We start from the raw sequence: 17,744 nt of genomic DNA, 5'->3' as shown, positions 1-17,744 counted from the left end.
GAGTGGATGCGCGAATACATATGGAGAAGAATTTTAAATAACTTGCTGGCGAGAATGCTCGTTATCGGGAGTATAGTGCAGTAAATTATGATTCTTGTTCTTTTATGTTATAATGATTTAATGTCATTTGATTCATAATGTATATATCGATTTACAACAATAACTAAACAATCTAGGAAAGCGGGGAGATTCTCGTGCTGCTTCCACAAATTAAACAACCCAGTGATCTAAAGTCGATGTCTCAGGATGATCTTGCCCTTTTGTCGGCAGAGATCCGGCAGTTTCTGATTGAGAAACTGTCTGTTACAGGTGGGCATCTCGCACCCAACTTAGGCGTGGTTGAGCTCACGGTAGCCCTGCATTACTGCTACAACAGTCCAGCAGACAAAATGATTTTTGATGTAGGGCATCAGGCTTATGTGCATAAAGTCCTGACAGGGCGTATGGATCGCTTTGATACATTGCGTCAACATAACGGTCTGTGCGGGTTTGTCAAACGCAACGAAAGTGAACATGACGTATGGGAAGCTGGACACAGCAGTACTTCATTGTCTGCTGCGATGGGGATGGCCCTTGCACGTGATCTGAAGGGTGAAGACAACCAAGTTATCGCGATGATTGGTGATGGAGCGCTTACAGGTGGTATGGCTTTTGAAGCCCTCAATCATATCGGTCATGAGCAGAGAAAACTGATGGTTATTCTGAATGATAATGAAATGTCCATTGCTCCAAACGTTGGGGCCATGCATAAATATTTGAGCAAGATTCGTTCGGATCGTCATTATCTGAAAGCAAAAGATGATGTCGAGGGCATGCTTAAAAAAATTCCTGCTATTGGGGACCGTTTGGCCAAATCGGCAAGCTGGATCAAAGATAGTGTCAAATATATGATGGTACCAGGTGTTCTTTTCGAAGAACTGGGCTTCACGTATTTGGGACCGATTGATGGGCATGATATTCCCAAATTGATCGAAACCTTCAAACAGGCAGATAACGTTGATGGCCCTGTGCTCGTTCACGTGCTCACGACCAAAGGCAAAGGTTATCAGCCAGCAGAAGCCGATTCGCACAAGTGGCACGGGATTTCTCCGTACAAAATTGAATCTGGGCAAGTGCTGAAGGCAGTCGGAAAACCGATGTACACGGAAGTGTTTGGTCAAACGTTAATTGATCTTGCGAAGCAGGATAAGCGGGTCGTAGCTGTAACGCCAGCAATGCCTACAGGATCAGGTCTTATTCCGTTCAGTAAGGAATTTCCCGATCGCATGATTGACGTAGGTATTGCAGAACAGCACGCGGCGACCATGTGTGCTGCACTGGCTATGGAAGGTTTGAAGCCGGTCTTTGCCGTGTATTCTACGTTTATGCAACGTGCTTATGATCAGATTGTACATGATATTTGCCGTCATAACGCCAACGTGATGTTTGCCATTGACCGTGCCGGGTTTGTTGGTCCGGATGGGGAAACACATCAAGGGGTATACGATGTGGCATTTATGCGCCATATTCCAAATATCGTTCTGATGATGCCAAAAGACGAAAATGAATTGCGTCATATGATGAAAACGGCGCTTGATTATAATGAAGGTCCAATTGCTTACCGTTATCCACGAAACAATGTGGTCGGTGTACCTTTGGATGATGTACTTGTTCCGATTCCAATCGGATCATGGGAGCAACTGCGTCCATCCGAGGGATATGCTGTCATCGCTTCAGGTTCGATGGTGCAGCTTGCAGAAGAAGCAGCAGAGATGGTGAAGCGGGAAGGGATCACAGCAGGCGTAATCAACGCTCGCTTCCTGAAACCTCTTGACGAGCAAATGTTGCGTGATTTAGCTGTTCGAGGCACCAAATTGATTGTACTTGAAGAAACATCCCAGGCAGGCAGCATGGGTAGTGCAGTTCTGGAGTTTTATGCAGAACAGGGACTACATGATGTTCATGTACAATTGATGGGGATTCCGGATCGCTTCATCGAGCATGGCAGTATTAAGGAACAACGTGAGGAAGTGGGTCTTACCGTTGAAAATGTATGTGCTGAACTGCGCAAGATGGCTGTTCAATCATCTTACGGCATACCCAAAACACGTTTTCCTTCGTAAATTTACATGATAGGAGACAGACATGTCACTCCCGAAAGAACGAATTGATGTTCTGCTGGTTGAGCAGGGCTATTATGAAAGTCGTGAGAAGGCAAAAGCTGCAATCATGGCTGGACTGGTATATGCCAATAATGAGCCGATCGAAAAGGCGGGCATGAAAATTCCAAGGGAAGCCGAGCTGAAAGTTAAAGGCTCGGTACATCCCTATGTCGGTAGAGGCGGATTGAAGCTCGAAAAAGCGATCCGTCATTTCGGCCTTGATATGAACGGACTTGTCATGCTCGACATTGGTTCATCCACCGGCGGATTTACGGACTGTGCACTTCAGCATGGCGCATCTCACGTCTACGCTATTGATGTGGGTTATAATCAGCTCGACTGGTCTTTGCGTAATGATGAGCGGGTTACCGTTATGGAACGAACTAATTTCCGCTATGTGACTCCTGAAGATCTGACGGGACCCGTGCCGAACTTTGCGAGCATTGATGTGTCGTTCATTTCACTGCGAATCATATTGCCGCCACTTCTGGCTCTTTTGAAACAACCTGCAGATATCGTTGCATTGATTAAACCTCAATTTGAGGCAGGGCGTGAAAAAGTAGGCAAGTCCGGTGTAGTACGTGATACGAAGGTACACAAGGATGTATTGCAGACAATGCTTCATTTTTCCAGTCAACTTGGTTTACATCTGCAGAGTTTAACTTTTTCACCGATAACGGGTGGAGAAGGTAATATAGAATTTCTCGCACATTGGCGTCTGGAAGCACCAGAGGCAACACAACCAGAGATCGATCCAGCTTCACTTGACGCACTTGCGGAGCAAGTTGCAAAGGAAGCAGCTCATACATTTACGGGAAACTCATCATAAGATGGGTTTCTTTTCGCTGGAAAGGTGATTGACGTAAAGGGAAATCATTACTGAACCTCGAATATGTCTTCGAGGTGAGCGATAATGGATGGTCAATATGACACAATCTTTATAGGTGTACTTGCTGTCTGTTTGATCTTGTGGCTGTTCTTTGGCTTGCGTAATTGGGTGAACCGACCGACGCCGGTAAGCTTGTCTGGAATGCAACTGAACGTGAAGATTCAAGATTCCCCGGCCTTGGATTTGCTTGAAGCACAGGGCTACGAAGTTATCGGTGGCAAAATGAAAGTCCCTCTGGCTTTTGAGGCCAATGAATCCGTTTATTACAGCAGATTATTCATTGATTATGTTGCAGAACGTGAGGATCTCAGATACCTCGTGAAAACGTCTCGTCGCAGACAGCCAATCGATATGACCGGCCCTGCGCTAAGGGATCGCTTCCTCAATTATTTGTTGTTATATCCTGGCTGTGAAGGATTGCTGTATGTTGACGTGGAGGATTCCGATATTAAGTTAATCAGGCTCATGGACTATCAGGAAGATGTGTATGATGGAGATGATCTGGACTAATATAAAAGAATGAACATTGCAGGGCAAAGTCTGCGGCGAATTACAAATGCTGCTTTATTGCAATACATCTAACTGGAGGCATATATGAAAGGACAAAGGCACATCAAGATTCGTGAAATCATTAGTCAAAATGAAATTGAGACCCAGGATGATCTGGTTGAAGCACTGCGCAAATCAGGTTTTCAGGTGACTCAAGCGACTGTATCCCGGGATATCAAAGAACTTCTGTTAATCAAGATTCCGATGGATGACGGAAGATACAAGTACTCTTTACCAACAGATCAACGATATAATCCGATTCAAAAGTTGAAGCGTGCACTTGTTGACAACTTCTTGCACATTGATCACGCAAACAATCTGGTTGTGATGAAATGTTTGCCCGGAACAGCCAACTCCATTGCAGCTTTGCTTGATAATATTGAGTGGAATGAAGTCATGGGCACGATCTGTGGAGATGACACCATTCTGATTATCTGCCGGACTGAAGGTAACAGTGTGACCGTTATTGAGCGGATCATGGGTTACATTGCTTAAAGTGCGTGTTCAAAAAGATCGGTTTTCAGTACCGAGAAGATGGGATGAAGCTAGAAATGGAGTAGCGGAGCGTAGGGAAAACTACGTGAGCAACTGCAATGTTTCCGAAGGAAACATACTTCGTAAGCATCCCACTTATATTTCGGCTGAATTCCATATTCGATGCTGATGATGCCACCAGGCATCCTTCGTAATCAAAAGCGGACTTTTTGAACAACCTCTTGAATCAATGGTTCAAAAACATAATATCTGAGTTAGTCATCCGGAGGTGTTTTTGCAGATGTTAGTTACGTTATCGATTCGTAATCTGGCTGTGGTGGAAGAAGTGGATGTTGTATTCCACCCGGGATTCCATGTACTTTCAGGGGAAACGGGTGCAGGTAAGTCGATTATTATAGATGCACTTGGCTTAATTGCCGGTGGACGAAGTTCAGCTGATTTGATCCGGTACGGTTGTGATAAGGCAGAGATGGAAGCCTTGTTCGAGATGGAGCAGAGTCATCCGGTATGGCAGACATTAGAGAAGCTGGGTATCCATTGTGAGCCTGAAGAGCATCTGGTTATTCGACGTGAACTGAACACGCAGGGGAAAAGTACGTCCCGCATTAATGGGCAATTGGTCAATCTGACCATGCTACGGGAAGTAGGCGAGAAGCTGATCAATATTCATGGACAACATGAACATCAGAGTTTGCTACGCGCTGAGAGCCATCTGGGGCTTCTCGATACTTATGGCTCGGAAGTCATCGGACCGATCAAAGCGAAGTACCAGGAGCGCTACAGCAAGTTTATCACGGCGGAAAAAGAACTGCGTGCCCTTCAGGAGTCCAGTCAGCGGGCATATCAACTCTTGGACATGTATCGCTTTCAGCTTGAGGAGATCGCAGCAGCAAGCCTTACACAAGGCGAGGATGAATTACTCGGGGAAGAACGGGTCAAACTATCCCATAGTGAGAAAATGATGGACAGTGTTGCTGGTGCATATGATCTGCTCAGCGGTCAACGCGGACTTGAAGCTGTGAGCATTGCTCTTTCAAGAATTGAAGACATTTCTGGATATGATAGCAAAGGACTGCAACCAATCGTAGAACAGCTACAATCTGCATTTTATCAATTGGAAGATGCGACATTTCAGTTAAGGGATTACCGGGAGAAGATTGAATTTAATCCGGCAAGGCTGGAAGAAGTGGAGCAAAGGCTGAATCTGATTTCTGGCCTCAGACGGAAATACGGGGACAGTGTTGAACTTATTCTGAGTTATTATGATCAGATTAGCCATGAAACCGACCAACTGGAGAACAAGGACGAACGGCTGGAGAAATTGCGAGCTGAACGTGACAAAATGCTTAACCTTGTGATGGAGTCTGCTGAAGAGCTCAGCAAGGTTCGCAAACAATGCGCCGAGGAACTTGCTGCACAGGTGGAAAGCGAACTCAAGGATCTGCAAATGGAGCGGACTACACTGCGTGTTCAAATTACTCCTTTCGAAGATCCAAAGGGGATTGAATGGAATGGACGTCGTATTCGTCTGAATCGTCATGGTGCGGACAATGCGGAATTCCTAATCTCACCAAACCCGGGCGAGCCATTACGACCACTTGGCAAAATTGCTTCAGGTGGTGAGTTGTCGAGAATGATGCTGGCGATGAAGAGTATCTTTGCGCGACATGACCTGATACCTGTGTTGATTTTTGATGAAGTTGATACCGGAGTTAGCGGTAGAGCAGCTCAATCCATTGCGGAAAAATTGTTCCGTTTGTCTTCGACTTGTCAGGTTTTCTCAATAACTCACTTACCACAAGTGGCTTGTATGGCAGATCATCAGTATCTCATTGAGAAACATGTCTACGATGGACGGACAATGACGCAGGTGGAATCGCTGTCAGACGAAGGCAGAGTGAAGGAATTGGCACGTATGCTGGGCGGCGTGGAAATTACAGAAAAAACACTGCATCACGCACAGGAAATGCTGAATTTGGCGGAAGCCAAAAAAGGGTGAAACGGACGGCTGGCGTAATGATTGACAGTAATAAAAGCCTGGGGGCGAGGTTATCTTAAAGGTACGCAATTGGCGACCACCTTTCGTCAAGCGAAAGAAGCAAAGGGAGTGTGACAGCCATTGAATTCCCCCCTCAGGAAGAAATTGCTAGGTCTTTTATTTGCCTTCTTTCTTTGTGTGATTAGCCAGGCCATTCAGCCTGTGCAAAGTTATGCTTCACTGCCGGATGAATTGCAGGTGTTTGCTGGCAGGCAAGCGGATGTCCGGCTCGCTGTACCTGCTGTTTCAAGTGCCGTTGTAGATCGTCCTGATATCGTTGGTTTGGATGATCAGGTAGCGATGCATGTTACCAGGCAACAACCTTTGCATCTTCACCCTCAACAGACGGGACATGCCAAATTAACGTTGAAGTTGTGGGGTAAAATTCCGGTCAAAACAGTCCATGTGAATGTGATACCGGATTTGCGTGTTGTACCCGGGGGTCAAACGATTGGCGTCAAAGTTAAATCGGCAGGCATTCTGGTGGTTGGACATCATTTGGTCCGTTCCGGTCAGGATGAGCGTGTATCGCCCGGAGAAACAGCGGGCATTAAGCTCGGAGATCTGATTACGCATATGGATGGTAAACGTCTGGATGGCGTAGCAGGTGTCTCTGAAGCCGTTGAACTTGCAGGGAAAAGTAAAAAAGGTATTGATGTTGTGTTAAAACGTGGTAAGGAAACGGTGAAGACACGATTAACTCCGGCGTATGACTCCGAGGATCAAGCGTGGAGGCTTGGATTGTACATTCGTGATTCTGCAGCCGGTGTTGGCACACTTACCTTCTATGCTCCCGATCAGGGCGTATATGGCGCACTGGGCCATGTCATTACAGATATGAACACACAAACATCTATTGTTGTGGGTAGTGGTCAGATCGTTCAATCCAATGTGACGTCCATTTCTAAAAGTGAGACCGGTGATCCGGGTGAAAAACGTGCTCATTTCCTCAAGGAAAGCAAAATTTTGGGCAATATTGAACGTAATACGGCTTTTGGTATCTTTGGTAAAATGTCCGGAAATCCTGAGCACAGTCTGTATTCGAAAGGTATTCCCGTCGCTTTTTCTCATGAAGTAAAGGAAGGACCGGCCGAAATACTTACCGTGGTTGACGGTCAACAAGTTGAACGCTTCTCCATTGACATTGTTCATGTGGCAGATCAAACTGAACCAGCAACAAAAGGTCTGGTACTTCGAATTACGGACCCGAAACTGCTGGATAAGACCGGAGGTATCGTTCAAGGGATGAGTGGCAGCCCCATTGTACAAAATGGTAAATTGATCGGTGCAGTTACTCATGTATTCGTGAATGATCCAAAATCGGGTTACGGTTGCTTCATTGAATGGATGTTACAAGATGCTGGCGTTATGATGAAAAAGGAAGACGATAATAACCTCAAGGCTGGCTAAACAGCCCTGAGGTTCTTTTTTGTCGAAAGCAAACATAATATATCGGATAATGAAATAAATTATTTATTATATAGGATCAAGAAAAAAAAATAAAGAAAAATAATTTTCGACAGGAGGAATTTAACTGGCTGTGTCGAAAATTAAACGTGTAAGGAAATGTACGAAACGATGTTTAATTTAAAGGAGGATACCGTTTTGCAAAAAATTGAGGTATTGCTGGCCGATGATAATCGTGAATTTACGAATTTGCTTGCCGAATATATATCTGAGCAGGAAGATATGGAAGTAACCGGTATTGCATACAATGGAGAAGAAGTACTGCAATTGCTGGAGCAAACTCGGGATGTGCCGGATGTATTGATTCTGGATATTATCATGCCTCACCTGGACGGACTGGGTGTGCTTGAGCGCTTGCGCGACCTGAACCTGTCTCCACAGCCTAAAGTCATTATGCTTACGGCATTCGGACAAGAGAATATCACACAGCGTGCCGTGCAACTCGGAGCTTCTTATTATATTCTTAAGCCGTTTGACATGGAAGTGCTTGCGAATCGTGTGCGTCAACTGGTGGGAACACAGACGGCGATGTCCACAAGCAGCGGATCATCCATGTTCATGAAATCATCCAATGTTGTGCCAATGGGCAAACACAAAAATCTGGATGCAAATATTACGTCCATCATACATGAAATCGGCGTTCCTGCGCATATTAAAGGATATCAGTATTTGCGCGAAGCGATTACGATGGTGTATAACAATATCGAAATTTTGGGAGCGATCACCAAAACACTGTATCCGGCGATTGCCGAAAAATTCAAAACAACGCCGTCCCGCGTCGAACGTGCGATCCGTCATGCCATTGAAGTGGCATGGACTCGTGGTAACATCGACAGTATCAGCCACTTGTTTGGTTATACAATCAACATCAGCAAGTCGAAACCAACAAATAGCGAGTTCATCGCGATGGTTGCTGACAAGCTGAGAATTGAGCATAAGGTAAGCTGAAAGGGTCAGGAGTAGTGAGCTGGCAAGTATAGTTTGGATTCAAATTTGATTCTAGCCAAATGGTTTTTGGCGGCCTATATCTGAATTCGTTCATTTCATGCCGATAAACTTCTGTAATATATGCCAACGAATACCGTCATTTATTGGATTAAAGATATCCAGTAAAGGACGGTATTTTTGCATAACGAAATAACACAGAACATGATGATGATTTAGTGTTGCATGATTGCTTCTGAATTTTGAGATCAAGCATTAAAGTAAGCTCCCTATAGCAAAATTCAGAAAAGGAAATATTTCATAAACTTTTACCTTCAGTTAACGCTTTTTCAAGTAGAAAGTGGTACGATGTGACCATTGACAAAGACCTACATATATATTTGAAAAGTTCGGATAAGATGCTACGAACAGAGGAGTAGAATAGTATGTTTACGCAAATAGGCGAGATTGCTGAACCAATTCCTGTAGTACAATCTGATACAAAATGTGATATCGTCTATCATCTTTTCAAGTCCAATCCTAGTCTGGAAGGTATAGCTGTTATGGGGGAGAAGGGTGTGTCATTAATGATGCGGCCCCGATTCTTTCAGCAGATTGGCACCCAGTATGGCTATAATCTGTATATGGGACGTCCTGTAGAACTGGTGATGAACACACAGGCACTGGTCGTGGATTATTCGGAACATTACAGATGTCAGTGTTCTAGCCATGGACCGAGATGAAGGGGAAATATATGATCTTGTGTTGGTCACGTCAGGGGAAAGTTTCTTTGGAGCTGTGAGTATTCGGCGTTTGCTACTCGCTGTTGCTGATGTACGGGCTGAAATGGCGATTTTTATGAACCCGCTGACTGGTCTTCCAGGTAATCATATTATAGATGAAAGGCTGTCTCAGGCTCTTCAGATGGACCAATTTAGCGTACTGTACGTTGATCTCGATCAATTCAAATCCTACAATGATAGCTACGGCTTCAAAATGGGGGATCAGCTTATACAGGCGACAGCTAACTTGCTTCGCAAGCTATTTGTTCCCCCTGATGCTTTTCTTGGACATATCGGTGGTGATGATTTTATTACGATCCTAAATCACCATGATTATAAATATATTAGTGAGGAAGTCATCTCAAGTTTTGAGGAAATGAAAAAGACATTTTATAACGAACATGATTGGCATCATCAATATGTTCTGGGGGAAGGACGCTCCGGGCTGAAACGGCCCATTCCTCTGGTGTCGGTATCCATCGCCGTTGTAACCAATAGCAAGCGAAAATATGAAAACATAGATCAGATTATTGATGAGGCCACACGCATCAAAAAAGGTTGTAAAGCGATTGCTGGAAGTATCATCTGTGCAAATGATACCGCCGGTACTCCGTGCTAGAAATAAAATTACGAGAACGTAGAGGACAGAGAGAACCTGAAGACGTGGACTAAAAGCTTTCTGTAAGAAAGCTTCTTCGGAAGCTGAGGCTTCGCCTCTATACCCATAACGTTAAAATACAGAAAAACCGCTATTTATCAGGAGTTAGTCACCTGTAATAGCGGTTCTATCATTGGATGCGAGTTAAAGGTTGTGTAGCAAACGAGCCACTTTAATCTTTAAGCTCATTATGTATACATATAAGTATGTTTGATCAATGCGTATTCAGACTCGAATATCGACGGATGGATATGAAGCAGCATGAGATGTAGAAGCCGTAGTTTGCGGACCATTTCCTGATTCCTGATCTGTGGTTCCGCCATCTGATGGGTGCTCCTTACTTCCCGTTTTCTTTCCTTCATTTACTTCCTGCTCTTCTTCTCCAGATGTTGCAGAGATAGGTGGTTGTACCCCTTTTTTAGGTGCCGGCTGATGAATCTCTTCCACCAGTTCCCCAATCTTCTGATTAACCTTGTTTAACTGGGAGTTGATGTCCTGGACGGTCTCTCGCTTTGCCTGAAAGACGGTGCGTTCTGAATTTTCCAACATCATTGATTTGCCTAGATCGAGATCATTTGCGGGAGGATTGATCTCGAGAACAAGTCGGTCAAAGCGGGTTTCTCCTTCGGTGGTCTGAATGGAGCCCTGCATGCGATCACGCAAACCGACCAGCTTACCCAATTGATCATAAGTCTGACTATGCTTGATCAGATGATCGAGTGAAGGGGCTTGTGCCTCGTCGGTTGGTTTGGGTTGTTGCTGTTGAGCCTTTTCTGGCTGTCTTAATTTGTTCTTTTCTTGCAATTCTTCAGCTTTAATTTGGGCAATCTGGCTGTCGATCTGGGAAATGGAGCTTGTTAAGGATTTAATTCGCTGAGCTTTGGTTTTGGTATCCAACTCGTCATTGGTTTTTACACCTTGCATTTCTTCATTGAGCCGGATCTTCTGCTGCATGAGTCCCTGAATTTCTTTATCCCGATTGGAGACTTGATTCCCGGGAGTGAAACTGCTTTTGGTTGCAGATGAGATTGAATTCATATCCTCTGTTCTCCTTCTCCACTTTATCATGGTTCTATTTACATATATCGGATTTTAAGAGAAATATTTGAATATCTCTTGTTTCCTCGCAATGGATTCATTTTGCGTCGGTTGTATTGCGTACTTCATCATAATAATTGATAATGTTTATCAATAAGTGAGTAGAGTACAGACACAATTTATGTAGACGGAGATGGGTTAGCAAAATGTGGAATGATTATTATATCCTCTGGAACTATGCTGCGGTGAGCATAACAGATATCCGTTACATTGAATTAGAGGCATATGAAGAGATGAAATACAAATTTCCGACAAGTACCTTTGTACTCACCATTCAGGGTGATGCTGGAGTGACGATTGACAATCAAACATATGAAGTGAGCCGCTTTTATATTTTCCATGGGGGAAAAGGGAGTAAGTTGGTGATTCAAGCAGGCGAATCCGGATTGCGCCTATATTACTTGATGTACAAAGCAAACCTGCCTAGTGGAGGGAGAAACGATCTGGGAAGGTTAATGGAGCGTATCAATCCGTTCCAAATGAACTATGGCTTTACCCCCGATATGCCAATCATTCTATATGAGCAATGGAAAAAGATGCACTTTTTGTGGGATCAAAAGAACCCTATTCAGCACTTTCAGGCCAAGAGTTTGTTCTATGCATTTGTGGAGCAGATCTCATCACAGATTCCTCGTATATCCAATCGTTATCCAAGTATGTTGGATCAGGTTAGCAAAGTCATTGAAATTGTAGAGTCTTCCTACACCCAGCCACTTACACTTCATGTTTTAGCAGAAATGATTGGCAGCAGCCCAAGAAGTTTGTCACGCAAGTTCAAGCAGTCGACGGGATATAGTCCCATTGATTATCTGATTCAGTTTCGTTTGTTCAAAGCCAAGGAGATGTTGCTGCAAACGGACGCCACGTTGGATGAGATCGCTGTAGGAATCGGTTATCCGGATGGATATTATTTGGGACGTATGTTCAAGAAACATACAGGTCTTTCTCCTTTGCAATTTAAAGAAAAGACCTCAGCACCCCTATATTGGCCTGATCTGACATCAGGTGTGGCGCGAAATGACATTTTCAGAGGTGGAAGTGGAAGGTATGTTTATACTGATGGTGATAATCATTATCAATATAAGCATGGAGGGTCAATAAATATGAACAGACAGACAAGAACGGGAATGCTGCTTAGTATTCTATTAAGTCTTACATTACTGCTGAGTGCCTGCTCTACAGGTGTTGCCAGTAATTCGAGCGGGGATGCATCCGGAAGCAATAGTACGTCAAGTTCCACGAAGACAGTAACAGCGGAGAATCAAAGCAAATCATCGGAACCCCGCATAGTCTCAACGGTTAAGGGAGACATTACAATTCCGGCTGAACCTAAACGGATTGTGGTTGACTTGTATCTGGGAAGTCTGATTGCCTTGGGGATCAAGCCTGTGGGTACACCCGAGATGAACCTGAAGAATCCTTATTTTATCAAATCACTTGAGGGTGTGCAGAATATTGGTGAATATGAAACCATCTCTCTAGAAAAGGTGTTGGAACTTGAACCGGATCTCATTGTGACAGGTAATCCTGATTTATTTGATTCCTTTAGCAAAATTGCACCTACCTTGGTTGTACCTTATGGTGAATTGAAAAATACCCACGAAGAAATTACCTATTTCGGTGAAGTGTTAAATAAAGAAAAAGAATCTGAGGCATGGTTAACCGATTATGACGCAAGAATTGCAGATGCCAAGAAACGTGTTGGTGAGGCGATTGATCCGCAGGCCGAAGTGTCGGTCATGCAGTTCTATGATAAAGCACCGTTGGCCTTTGGTGATAATTTTGGTCGGGGAGGTCAGGCAGTCTATAGCGCGCTTGGTTTGAATCCTCCTGCAGATAAAAAAGAGATCTTAATGAAGGATCAACTGGTTGAAGTTTCATCGGAAGCGATTCCTGAATTTGCCGGAGACTATATCATTCTAACAGCAGATAATCTGACCCTGGAAGAGTTGAAATCGAAACCGGTCTGGAGTTCACTCGATGCGGTTAAAAATGATCGTGTGTTTATCTGGAGCCCGGATCGTTCATGGTACTTTGACCCGATTGCAACATTGGATCAAACAGAGGAATTGGCCGCGTGGTTTACGAAGATCTCTGAACCAAATTAAGTCTAACAAGTGATTGATGAGGTGAAATCCAATTCCACTCTAAATTTCAGTTGATAATGAAAATTATTATCATCTATAATAAAGGTACATTAGTGAACCTTTGCTACGCATATGTTATCGGATGTGTGGCAGAATGATGACCTTGTAAGGCCTTTGTTCCGGGTGAGGTTGGGATTGGAGAGTATTCGATGCAATTAGACGAACAGATGAAATGCTGGAATCATGCCGCTGTTAAGGTTCTGGATATACGCCGAATCGTTATGGAGGCAGGGGCACAACTGAGTTCCTACACACTTCCGGCAAATGGTTTTATATATACGATTCGAGGATCGGCTGTGCTTCAATTGGATGGACAAACATACAAGGCAGAGCGGTTCTACATGCTTCATGGGGCCAAAGGATCTTCACTGGATATCCAAACCAACGAAGATTTCGAATATATGCTGCTCTATTACAGAGCATTCCTTGCCTTTCCTAGTTATCGTAAAAAGTGGTTATTGGCACAGCCGGAAGTTGCATCGTTCTCTTTGCAATATGGATTTGCACCGAGTAGTCCGCTGGGGTTATTACGTTACCTTGATGAGCTTGAGGGTGCATGGATTCAATCTGGGAGTCTGGATCTGCTTCACACAAAAAGTTTATTTTACCAATTCATTCATGAAATGATGGTTCAATTGGCAGAGCAGGAGATCAAAACAGAGCTTGCTGACCCGGTGAAACAAACACTTCGTTATATACAGAATCATTATAGGGAACAGGTCACGCTTGATTTCCTGGCTGAACAGTTTAACTACAGCTCCCGACATTTATCCATGCAATTCAAACGACAGACGGGTTACAGTCCCATTGATTATTTAATTCAGACTCGAATCGCCAAGGCTCGGAATCTGCTTGTACGATCTGATGCAACGCTGAGTGAAATTGCAGCAGACGTGGGTTATTCCGATGTGTATTATTTTAGTCGTATCTTCAAAAAACATGTGGGGATCTCTCCGATTCAGTATCAACGAAAGATAAGAGAAGAAGCGAGAGCAGAGGATCGTCCATTGGTAATCTCTGAATCGTCCATTGGCCGAAGATGGAAGTCGGGATATATTGATTATGAGAATCATTATCAATATATAGACGGAGGGTCTACACCAATGAAAAGAAGAAAAACAAGTTCCAGTATGATTATGGTTGCATTATTGAGCATAACGATGCTCCTAGCTGCCTGCTCTTCAGGTACAGCAACAACACCAGCAGCTGGCGAAGGAACGGGTGCCAGTTCCAATAACAGTAGTACGGCAGTATCATCAGACACAGGAAGCCAGACGAACAAAGACAATGAAACACGCACGGTCTCAACGGTTAAGGGTGACGTAGTTGTTCCAGCGAATCCAAAACGGGTTGTTGTATTGTATCTCCAGGGGGATGTCGTTGCACTTGGAGTTAAGCCAATCGCTACCTCAGATGTATATGACGGGGCTGCATACAAGAGTGAGCTAGAGGGTGTAAACGCATTGGGTACCTGGTTTGAACCGAATCCTGAAGCTGTCATTGATCTTGATCCAGATCTGATCATTGTTCCTTCAGAAGAGACGTATACGTTATTAAAAGATATTGCACCTACGGTATATATTCCGTATGAGAAATTGACTACAGAAGAGAGACTTCATGATATAGCAAGTATCTTTGGCAAAGAGCAGGAAGCCGAGACGTTAATCACCAATCTCAACAACAAAGTCGAAGAGAGTAAAAAAACTCTTGCAGATGCAGGCATACTGGACAAAACAATCTCCATTGTGGAGGGCGGTTTGAAAGGGATGGTTATTGTAGAGAGCAAACAATTTGGCCGTGGATCTCAGGCGGTATACGAGTACTTGGGAATGAAAGCACCTGAAGTTGTACAGAAAAAAATAGACGTGGTTTCGGACGCGGCAGGCTCCACAATCTCCATGGAAGTCCTTCCTGAATATATCGGAGACTATGTGTTTCGCTCTGTGTATGAAGGGGCAGATAACTTGACGGATAATCCAATATGGAGCAGTATCCCAGCGATCAAAGAAGGTCGTCTAATTGAGATTGATTTCGATTTCTTCTATTATTCGGATATCTATTCAATTAATAAACAACTTGATTTTGTCGTTGAAAAGCTGTTGGCGGCTCCAAGAGCGCAATAGTAAAGAGAAGATGTGTTCGTAGAATTTTTGTACAAGAAATGTTTGTTTTTTAGCCATTGTATTTTGATAAGATTACCATTACACTAGGATTTAAGTGATAATGAGAATCGATATCAAATACTCGATGTTCTGGATCGAATTAACGGAGGTATTTTTAATATGAATCAGCAGTTGGAACTTTATGATGTAACCATTATCGGCGGTGGCCCTGCGGGCATGTACTCTGCCTTTTATAGCGGCATGCGAGATATGAAGACCAAGTTGATTGAGGCACGTGACAGATTGGGAGGTCGCATGCTCTTTTATCCGGAGAAAATGATCTGGGATGTCGGGGGTGTTACGCCAATTCTGTGTGAAGATCTGATCAAACAATTGGAAGAACAGGCACGAACTTTTGAGCCAACCCTCGTATTTGAACAACAGATCGAAGGATTCGAGCGTCAACCTGATGGCACGATTCTGTTAACTTCTGCAACAGGTGAGCAACACTGGACACGTACCGTCATTATGGCAATCGGATATGGTATATATAAAATGGCCAAGCTGGAGCTTGAAGGTGCAGACCGTTACGAGGTTAGCAATCTGCACTATACCGTGCAAGAACTGGAGCCATTCCGCGGTAAACGTGTGCTAATCTCGGGTGGAGGCGACTCTGCTGTGGACTGGGCGAATGAACTGGAAGCACTGGCAGAGCAAGTTACGGTTGTGCATCGTCGTGACCGCTTTGGCGGGTTGGAGCGTAATGTACTGCGTATGAGAGAATCCTCTGTAGATGTCCGTACACCTTACGCGGTAGAGACCTTGCATAGTATGAGTGGTGATGTGATTGAACAGGTGACCATCTCACACGTGGACACAGGTGAAACTGAACTGCTTGAAGTCGATGCTGTCATTGTAAACCACGGCATGAAGAGTGACTTTGGTCCAATACGGGATTGGGGACTTGATCTTGGTGAATGGCATGTCACTACAACAGAGAGATTGCAAACCAATATTCCCGGCGTGTTTGGCGCAGGCGATTTTGTAGATTATGGTAGCAAACTGTACCTGATTGCGGGTACTTTCACAGATGCAGCCCTAGCGGTAAACAGTGCGAAGCTTTACATGGACCCTGAAGCGGAGAAAGTGGCTTATGTTTCTTCCCATAACAGTCGCTTTAAGGAGAAAAATAAAGCCCTTGGTGTTGTAGAAGAATAAAGGTCTTCGATCGGTTATATTAAGATGACTTCGGGTTCATTCCGAAGTCATCTTTTTTGCATAAAATGGGTAATAAGAAGGCATAATGGCACAAGATAGAACACGCTTAGAATTGAACATGAACCACCAAATGTCTATAATAAGCCTGAGAAACTGTAGAATAACAACTATATAAATTGAAATAATAATTTACACGATAACGGAGAGGACAGAAAAAATCTGAAAAAGCGAAGCGGTCGCCTTTATCACCGGATTTTCCCTTAAGAAAAAGGGAATCGAAAAAATCTGGGGATAACAGCGATTGGAAGATTGTTCTGTCATCGTAGTATCAGTGTAAATAAACTTTATTTCAACTTATATAGATACAATAACTAGATTAGAGTGGAGTGCAGCGTATGAAAAAGGGATCACAGCCACAACGAGGTTTCACCTTCATCCAGCGGTGGTTCAAACGATCTGATAAAAAAAAGATCAAATGGTCTGAAATGTATCTCGCACTGGCTGGCGCGCTTCATCGCTTGTTGGTTGAAGGGCGGCGTGAACGTTCTGCAGCCAAACGGCTGCATCAGGACTTGCCAATTAACGTGTTGGGCGAGATGAAGCTAGAGCCAGGGGATATTGTGTACACGCCAAGCTCGGAATCGACGTATTACGCCGGGCATATGGGCATTATCGGTCTCGACGGCAAGGTGTATCATGTGCACCCTTATGGGCCTGTATTTGCTGATTCATTAGAGTGGTATCTGACGCGATTTTATGAAGGAGATCGTTTTATTGTATTCCGTTCCAGATTGAATGAGGCAGGAATGAAAGCAGCCGGGTGGGTACACGACCATTACAAGCAGGTAAAATTCTACCGTTTGCAGACCAATCTGCGCAGTATTGAGCGCAATTACTGCTCCAAGTTTATATATCAGGCTTATCAGTTCACATCGGGACTGGATCTGTGGAGCCGCAAATTTACCCGAATGAATCAGGGTTATATCTATCCATTTCGAATTGAGCGCTCATCAGAGCTGGACGTTCTGGGAACTTTTTATAAATAAGGATGGAACCGACTAAAATACTGTTCTTCGTAAAATAAGGAGAGCAGGTTCTGTCGGTTTTTTTTATATGTGTAGAGATTAAAAACAGGAAAAACGCTCAAAACGTCGAATAGATTATGAGATAGGCACGCACAACTTGGAATCGTATACATAAAAAAAGACGAGATGATTTTTAGCCCAGAGTAAAAAA

At 43.9% G+C, this 17,744-nt stretch carries 14 protein-coding genes; 13 read left to right on the top strand and 1 reads right to left on the bottom strand.

Annotated features, from left to right (window positions below):
* Positions 1-194 precede the first annotated feature (194 nt).
* The 9 genes from dxs to NST38_RS19830 all read left to right on the top strand — a co-directional run bounded on the left by dxs (position 195) and on the right by NST38_RS19830 (position 9,904).
* The gene (dxs, locus tag NST38_RS19870; protein WP_036614362.1) at positions 195-2,102 is read left to right on the top strand and encodes a 1-deoxy-D-xylulose-5-phosphate synthase; all 1,908 of its coding nucleotides are present in this window, start codon (positions 195-197) and stop codon (positions 2,100-2,102) included.
* A gap of 22 nt (positions 2,103-2,124) precedes the next feature.
* The gene (locus NST38_RS19865) at positions 2,125-2,970 is read left to right on the top strand and encodes a TlyA family RNA methyltransferase (RefSeq protein ID WP_076251028.1); all 846 of its coding nucleotides are present in this window, start codon (positions 2,125-2,127) and stop codon (positions 2,968-2,970) included.
* 84 nt (positions 2,971-3,054) lie between these two features.
* Positions 3,055-3,540: a hypothetical protein gene (locus NST38_RS19860; RefSeq protein ID WP_036614357.1), complete on the top strand. Its 486-nt coding sequence runs from the start codon at positions 3,055-3,057 to the stop codon at positions 3,538-3,540.
* Between the two features lie 84 nt (positions 3,541-3,624).
* Positions 3,625-4,074 carry a transcriptional regulator AhrC/ArgR gene (gene ahrC / locus NST38_RS19855; protein ID WP_076251030.1) on the top strand — a complete coding sequence of 150 codons (450 nt, stop codon included), beginning with the start codon at positions 3,625-3,627 and terminating at the stop codon, positions 4,072-4,074.
* Between the two features lie 280 nt (positions 4,075-4,354).
* Complete coding sequence (recN, locus tag NST38_RS19850) at positions 4,355-6,073, top strand: DNA repair protein RecN (RefSeq protein WP_076251032.1); 1,719 nt, start codon at positions 4,355-4,357, stop codon at positions 6,071-6,073.
* 120 nt (positions 6,074-6,193) lie between these two features.
* Complete coding sequence (spoIVB, locus tag NST38_RS19845; RefSeq protein WP_076251035.1) at positions 6,194-7,522, top strand: SpoIVB peptidase; 1,329 nt, start codon at positions 6,194-6,196, stop codon at positions 7,520-7,522.
* 195 nt (positions 7,523-7,717) lie between these two features.
* Positions 7,718-8,527 (top strand): sporulation transcription factor Spo0A, encoded by an 810-nt coding sequence (gene spo0A, locus NST38_RS19840; protein ID WP_036614349.1) that lies wholly within the window; start codon positions 7,718-7,720, stop codon positions 8,525-8,527.
* A gap of 422 nt (positions 8,528-8,949) precedes the next feature.
* The gene (locus tag NST38_RS19835; protein ID WP_256720016.1) at positions 8,950-9,246 is read left to right on the top strand and encodes a hypothetical protein; all 297 of its coding nucleotides are present in this window, start codon (positions 8,950-8,952) and stop codon (positions 9,244-9,246) included.
* The gene (locus tag NST38_RS19830; RefSeq protein ID WP_256720017.1) at positions 9,233-9,904 is read left to right on the top strand and encodes a GGDEF domain-containing protein; all 672 of its coding nucleotides are present in this window, start codon (positions 9,233-9,235) and stop codon (positions 9,902-9,904) included. Before NST38_RS19835 ends, NST38_RS19830 begins: the two co-directional genes overlap by 14 nt.
* 264 nt (positions 9,905-10,168) lie before the next feature.
* Here NST38_RS19830 and NST38_RS19825 read toward each other — a convergent pair whose 3' ends face one another.
* Complete coding sequence (locus tag NST38_RS19825) at positions 10,169-10,981, bottom strand: hypothetical protein (RefSeq protein WP_076251107.1); 813 nt, start codon at positions 10,979-10,981, stop codon at positions 10,169-10,171.
* A gap of 206 nt (positions 10,982-11,187) precedes the next feature.
* On the opposite strand from NST38_RS19825, the gene NST38_RS19820 reads away from it, so the two are divergent.
* The 4 genes from NST38_RS19820 (at position 11,188) to NST38_RS19805 (ending at position 17,554) form a co-directional block, all read left to right on the top strand.
* Positions 11,188-13,149 (top strand): AraC family transcriptional regulator, encoded by a 1,962-nt coding sequence (locus NST38_RS19820; RefSeq protein WP_076251109.1) that lies wholly within the window; start codon positions 11,188-11,190, stop codon positions 13,147-13,149.
* A gap of 188 nt (positions 13,150-13,337) precedes the next feature.
* A complete protein-coding gene (locus NST38_RS19815) occupies positions 13,338-15,311 on the top strand; it encodes an AraC family transcriptional regulator (protein WP_341344039.1) in 1,974 nt (657 codons plus the stop codon).
* A gap of 159 nt (positions 15,312-15,470) precedes the next feature.
* Positions 15,471-16,508 (top strand): NAD(P)/FAD-dependent oxidoreductase, encoded by a 1,038-nt coding sequence (locus NST38_RS19810; RefSeq protein WP_047843595.1) that lies wholly within the window; start codon positions 15,471-15,473, stop codon positions 16,506-16,508.
* Between the two features lie 395 nt (positions 16,509-16,903).
* Positions 16,904-17,554: a hypothetical protein gene (locus NST38_RS19805; protein WP_036672336.1), complete on the top strand. Its 651-nt coding sequence runs from the start codon at positions 16,904-16,906 to the stop codon at positions 17,552-17,554.
* Positions 17,555-17,744 lie beyond the last annotated feature (190 nt).

The organism is Paenibacillus sp. FSL H8-0104, assembly GCF_038050215.1.
In the GTDB taxonomy this organism is placed as follows: domain Bacteria; phylum Bacillota; class Bacilli; order Paenibacillales; family Paenibacillaceae; genus Paenibacillus; species Paenibacillus amylolyticus.
Note: the sequence above shows the minus strand (reverse complement) of the source record. Positions and strands in the feature narration are given on the sequence as shown.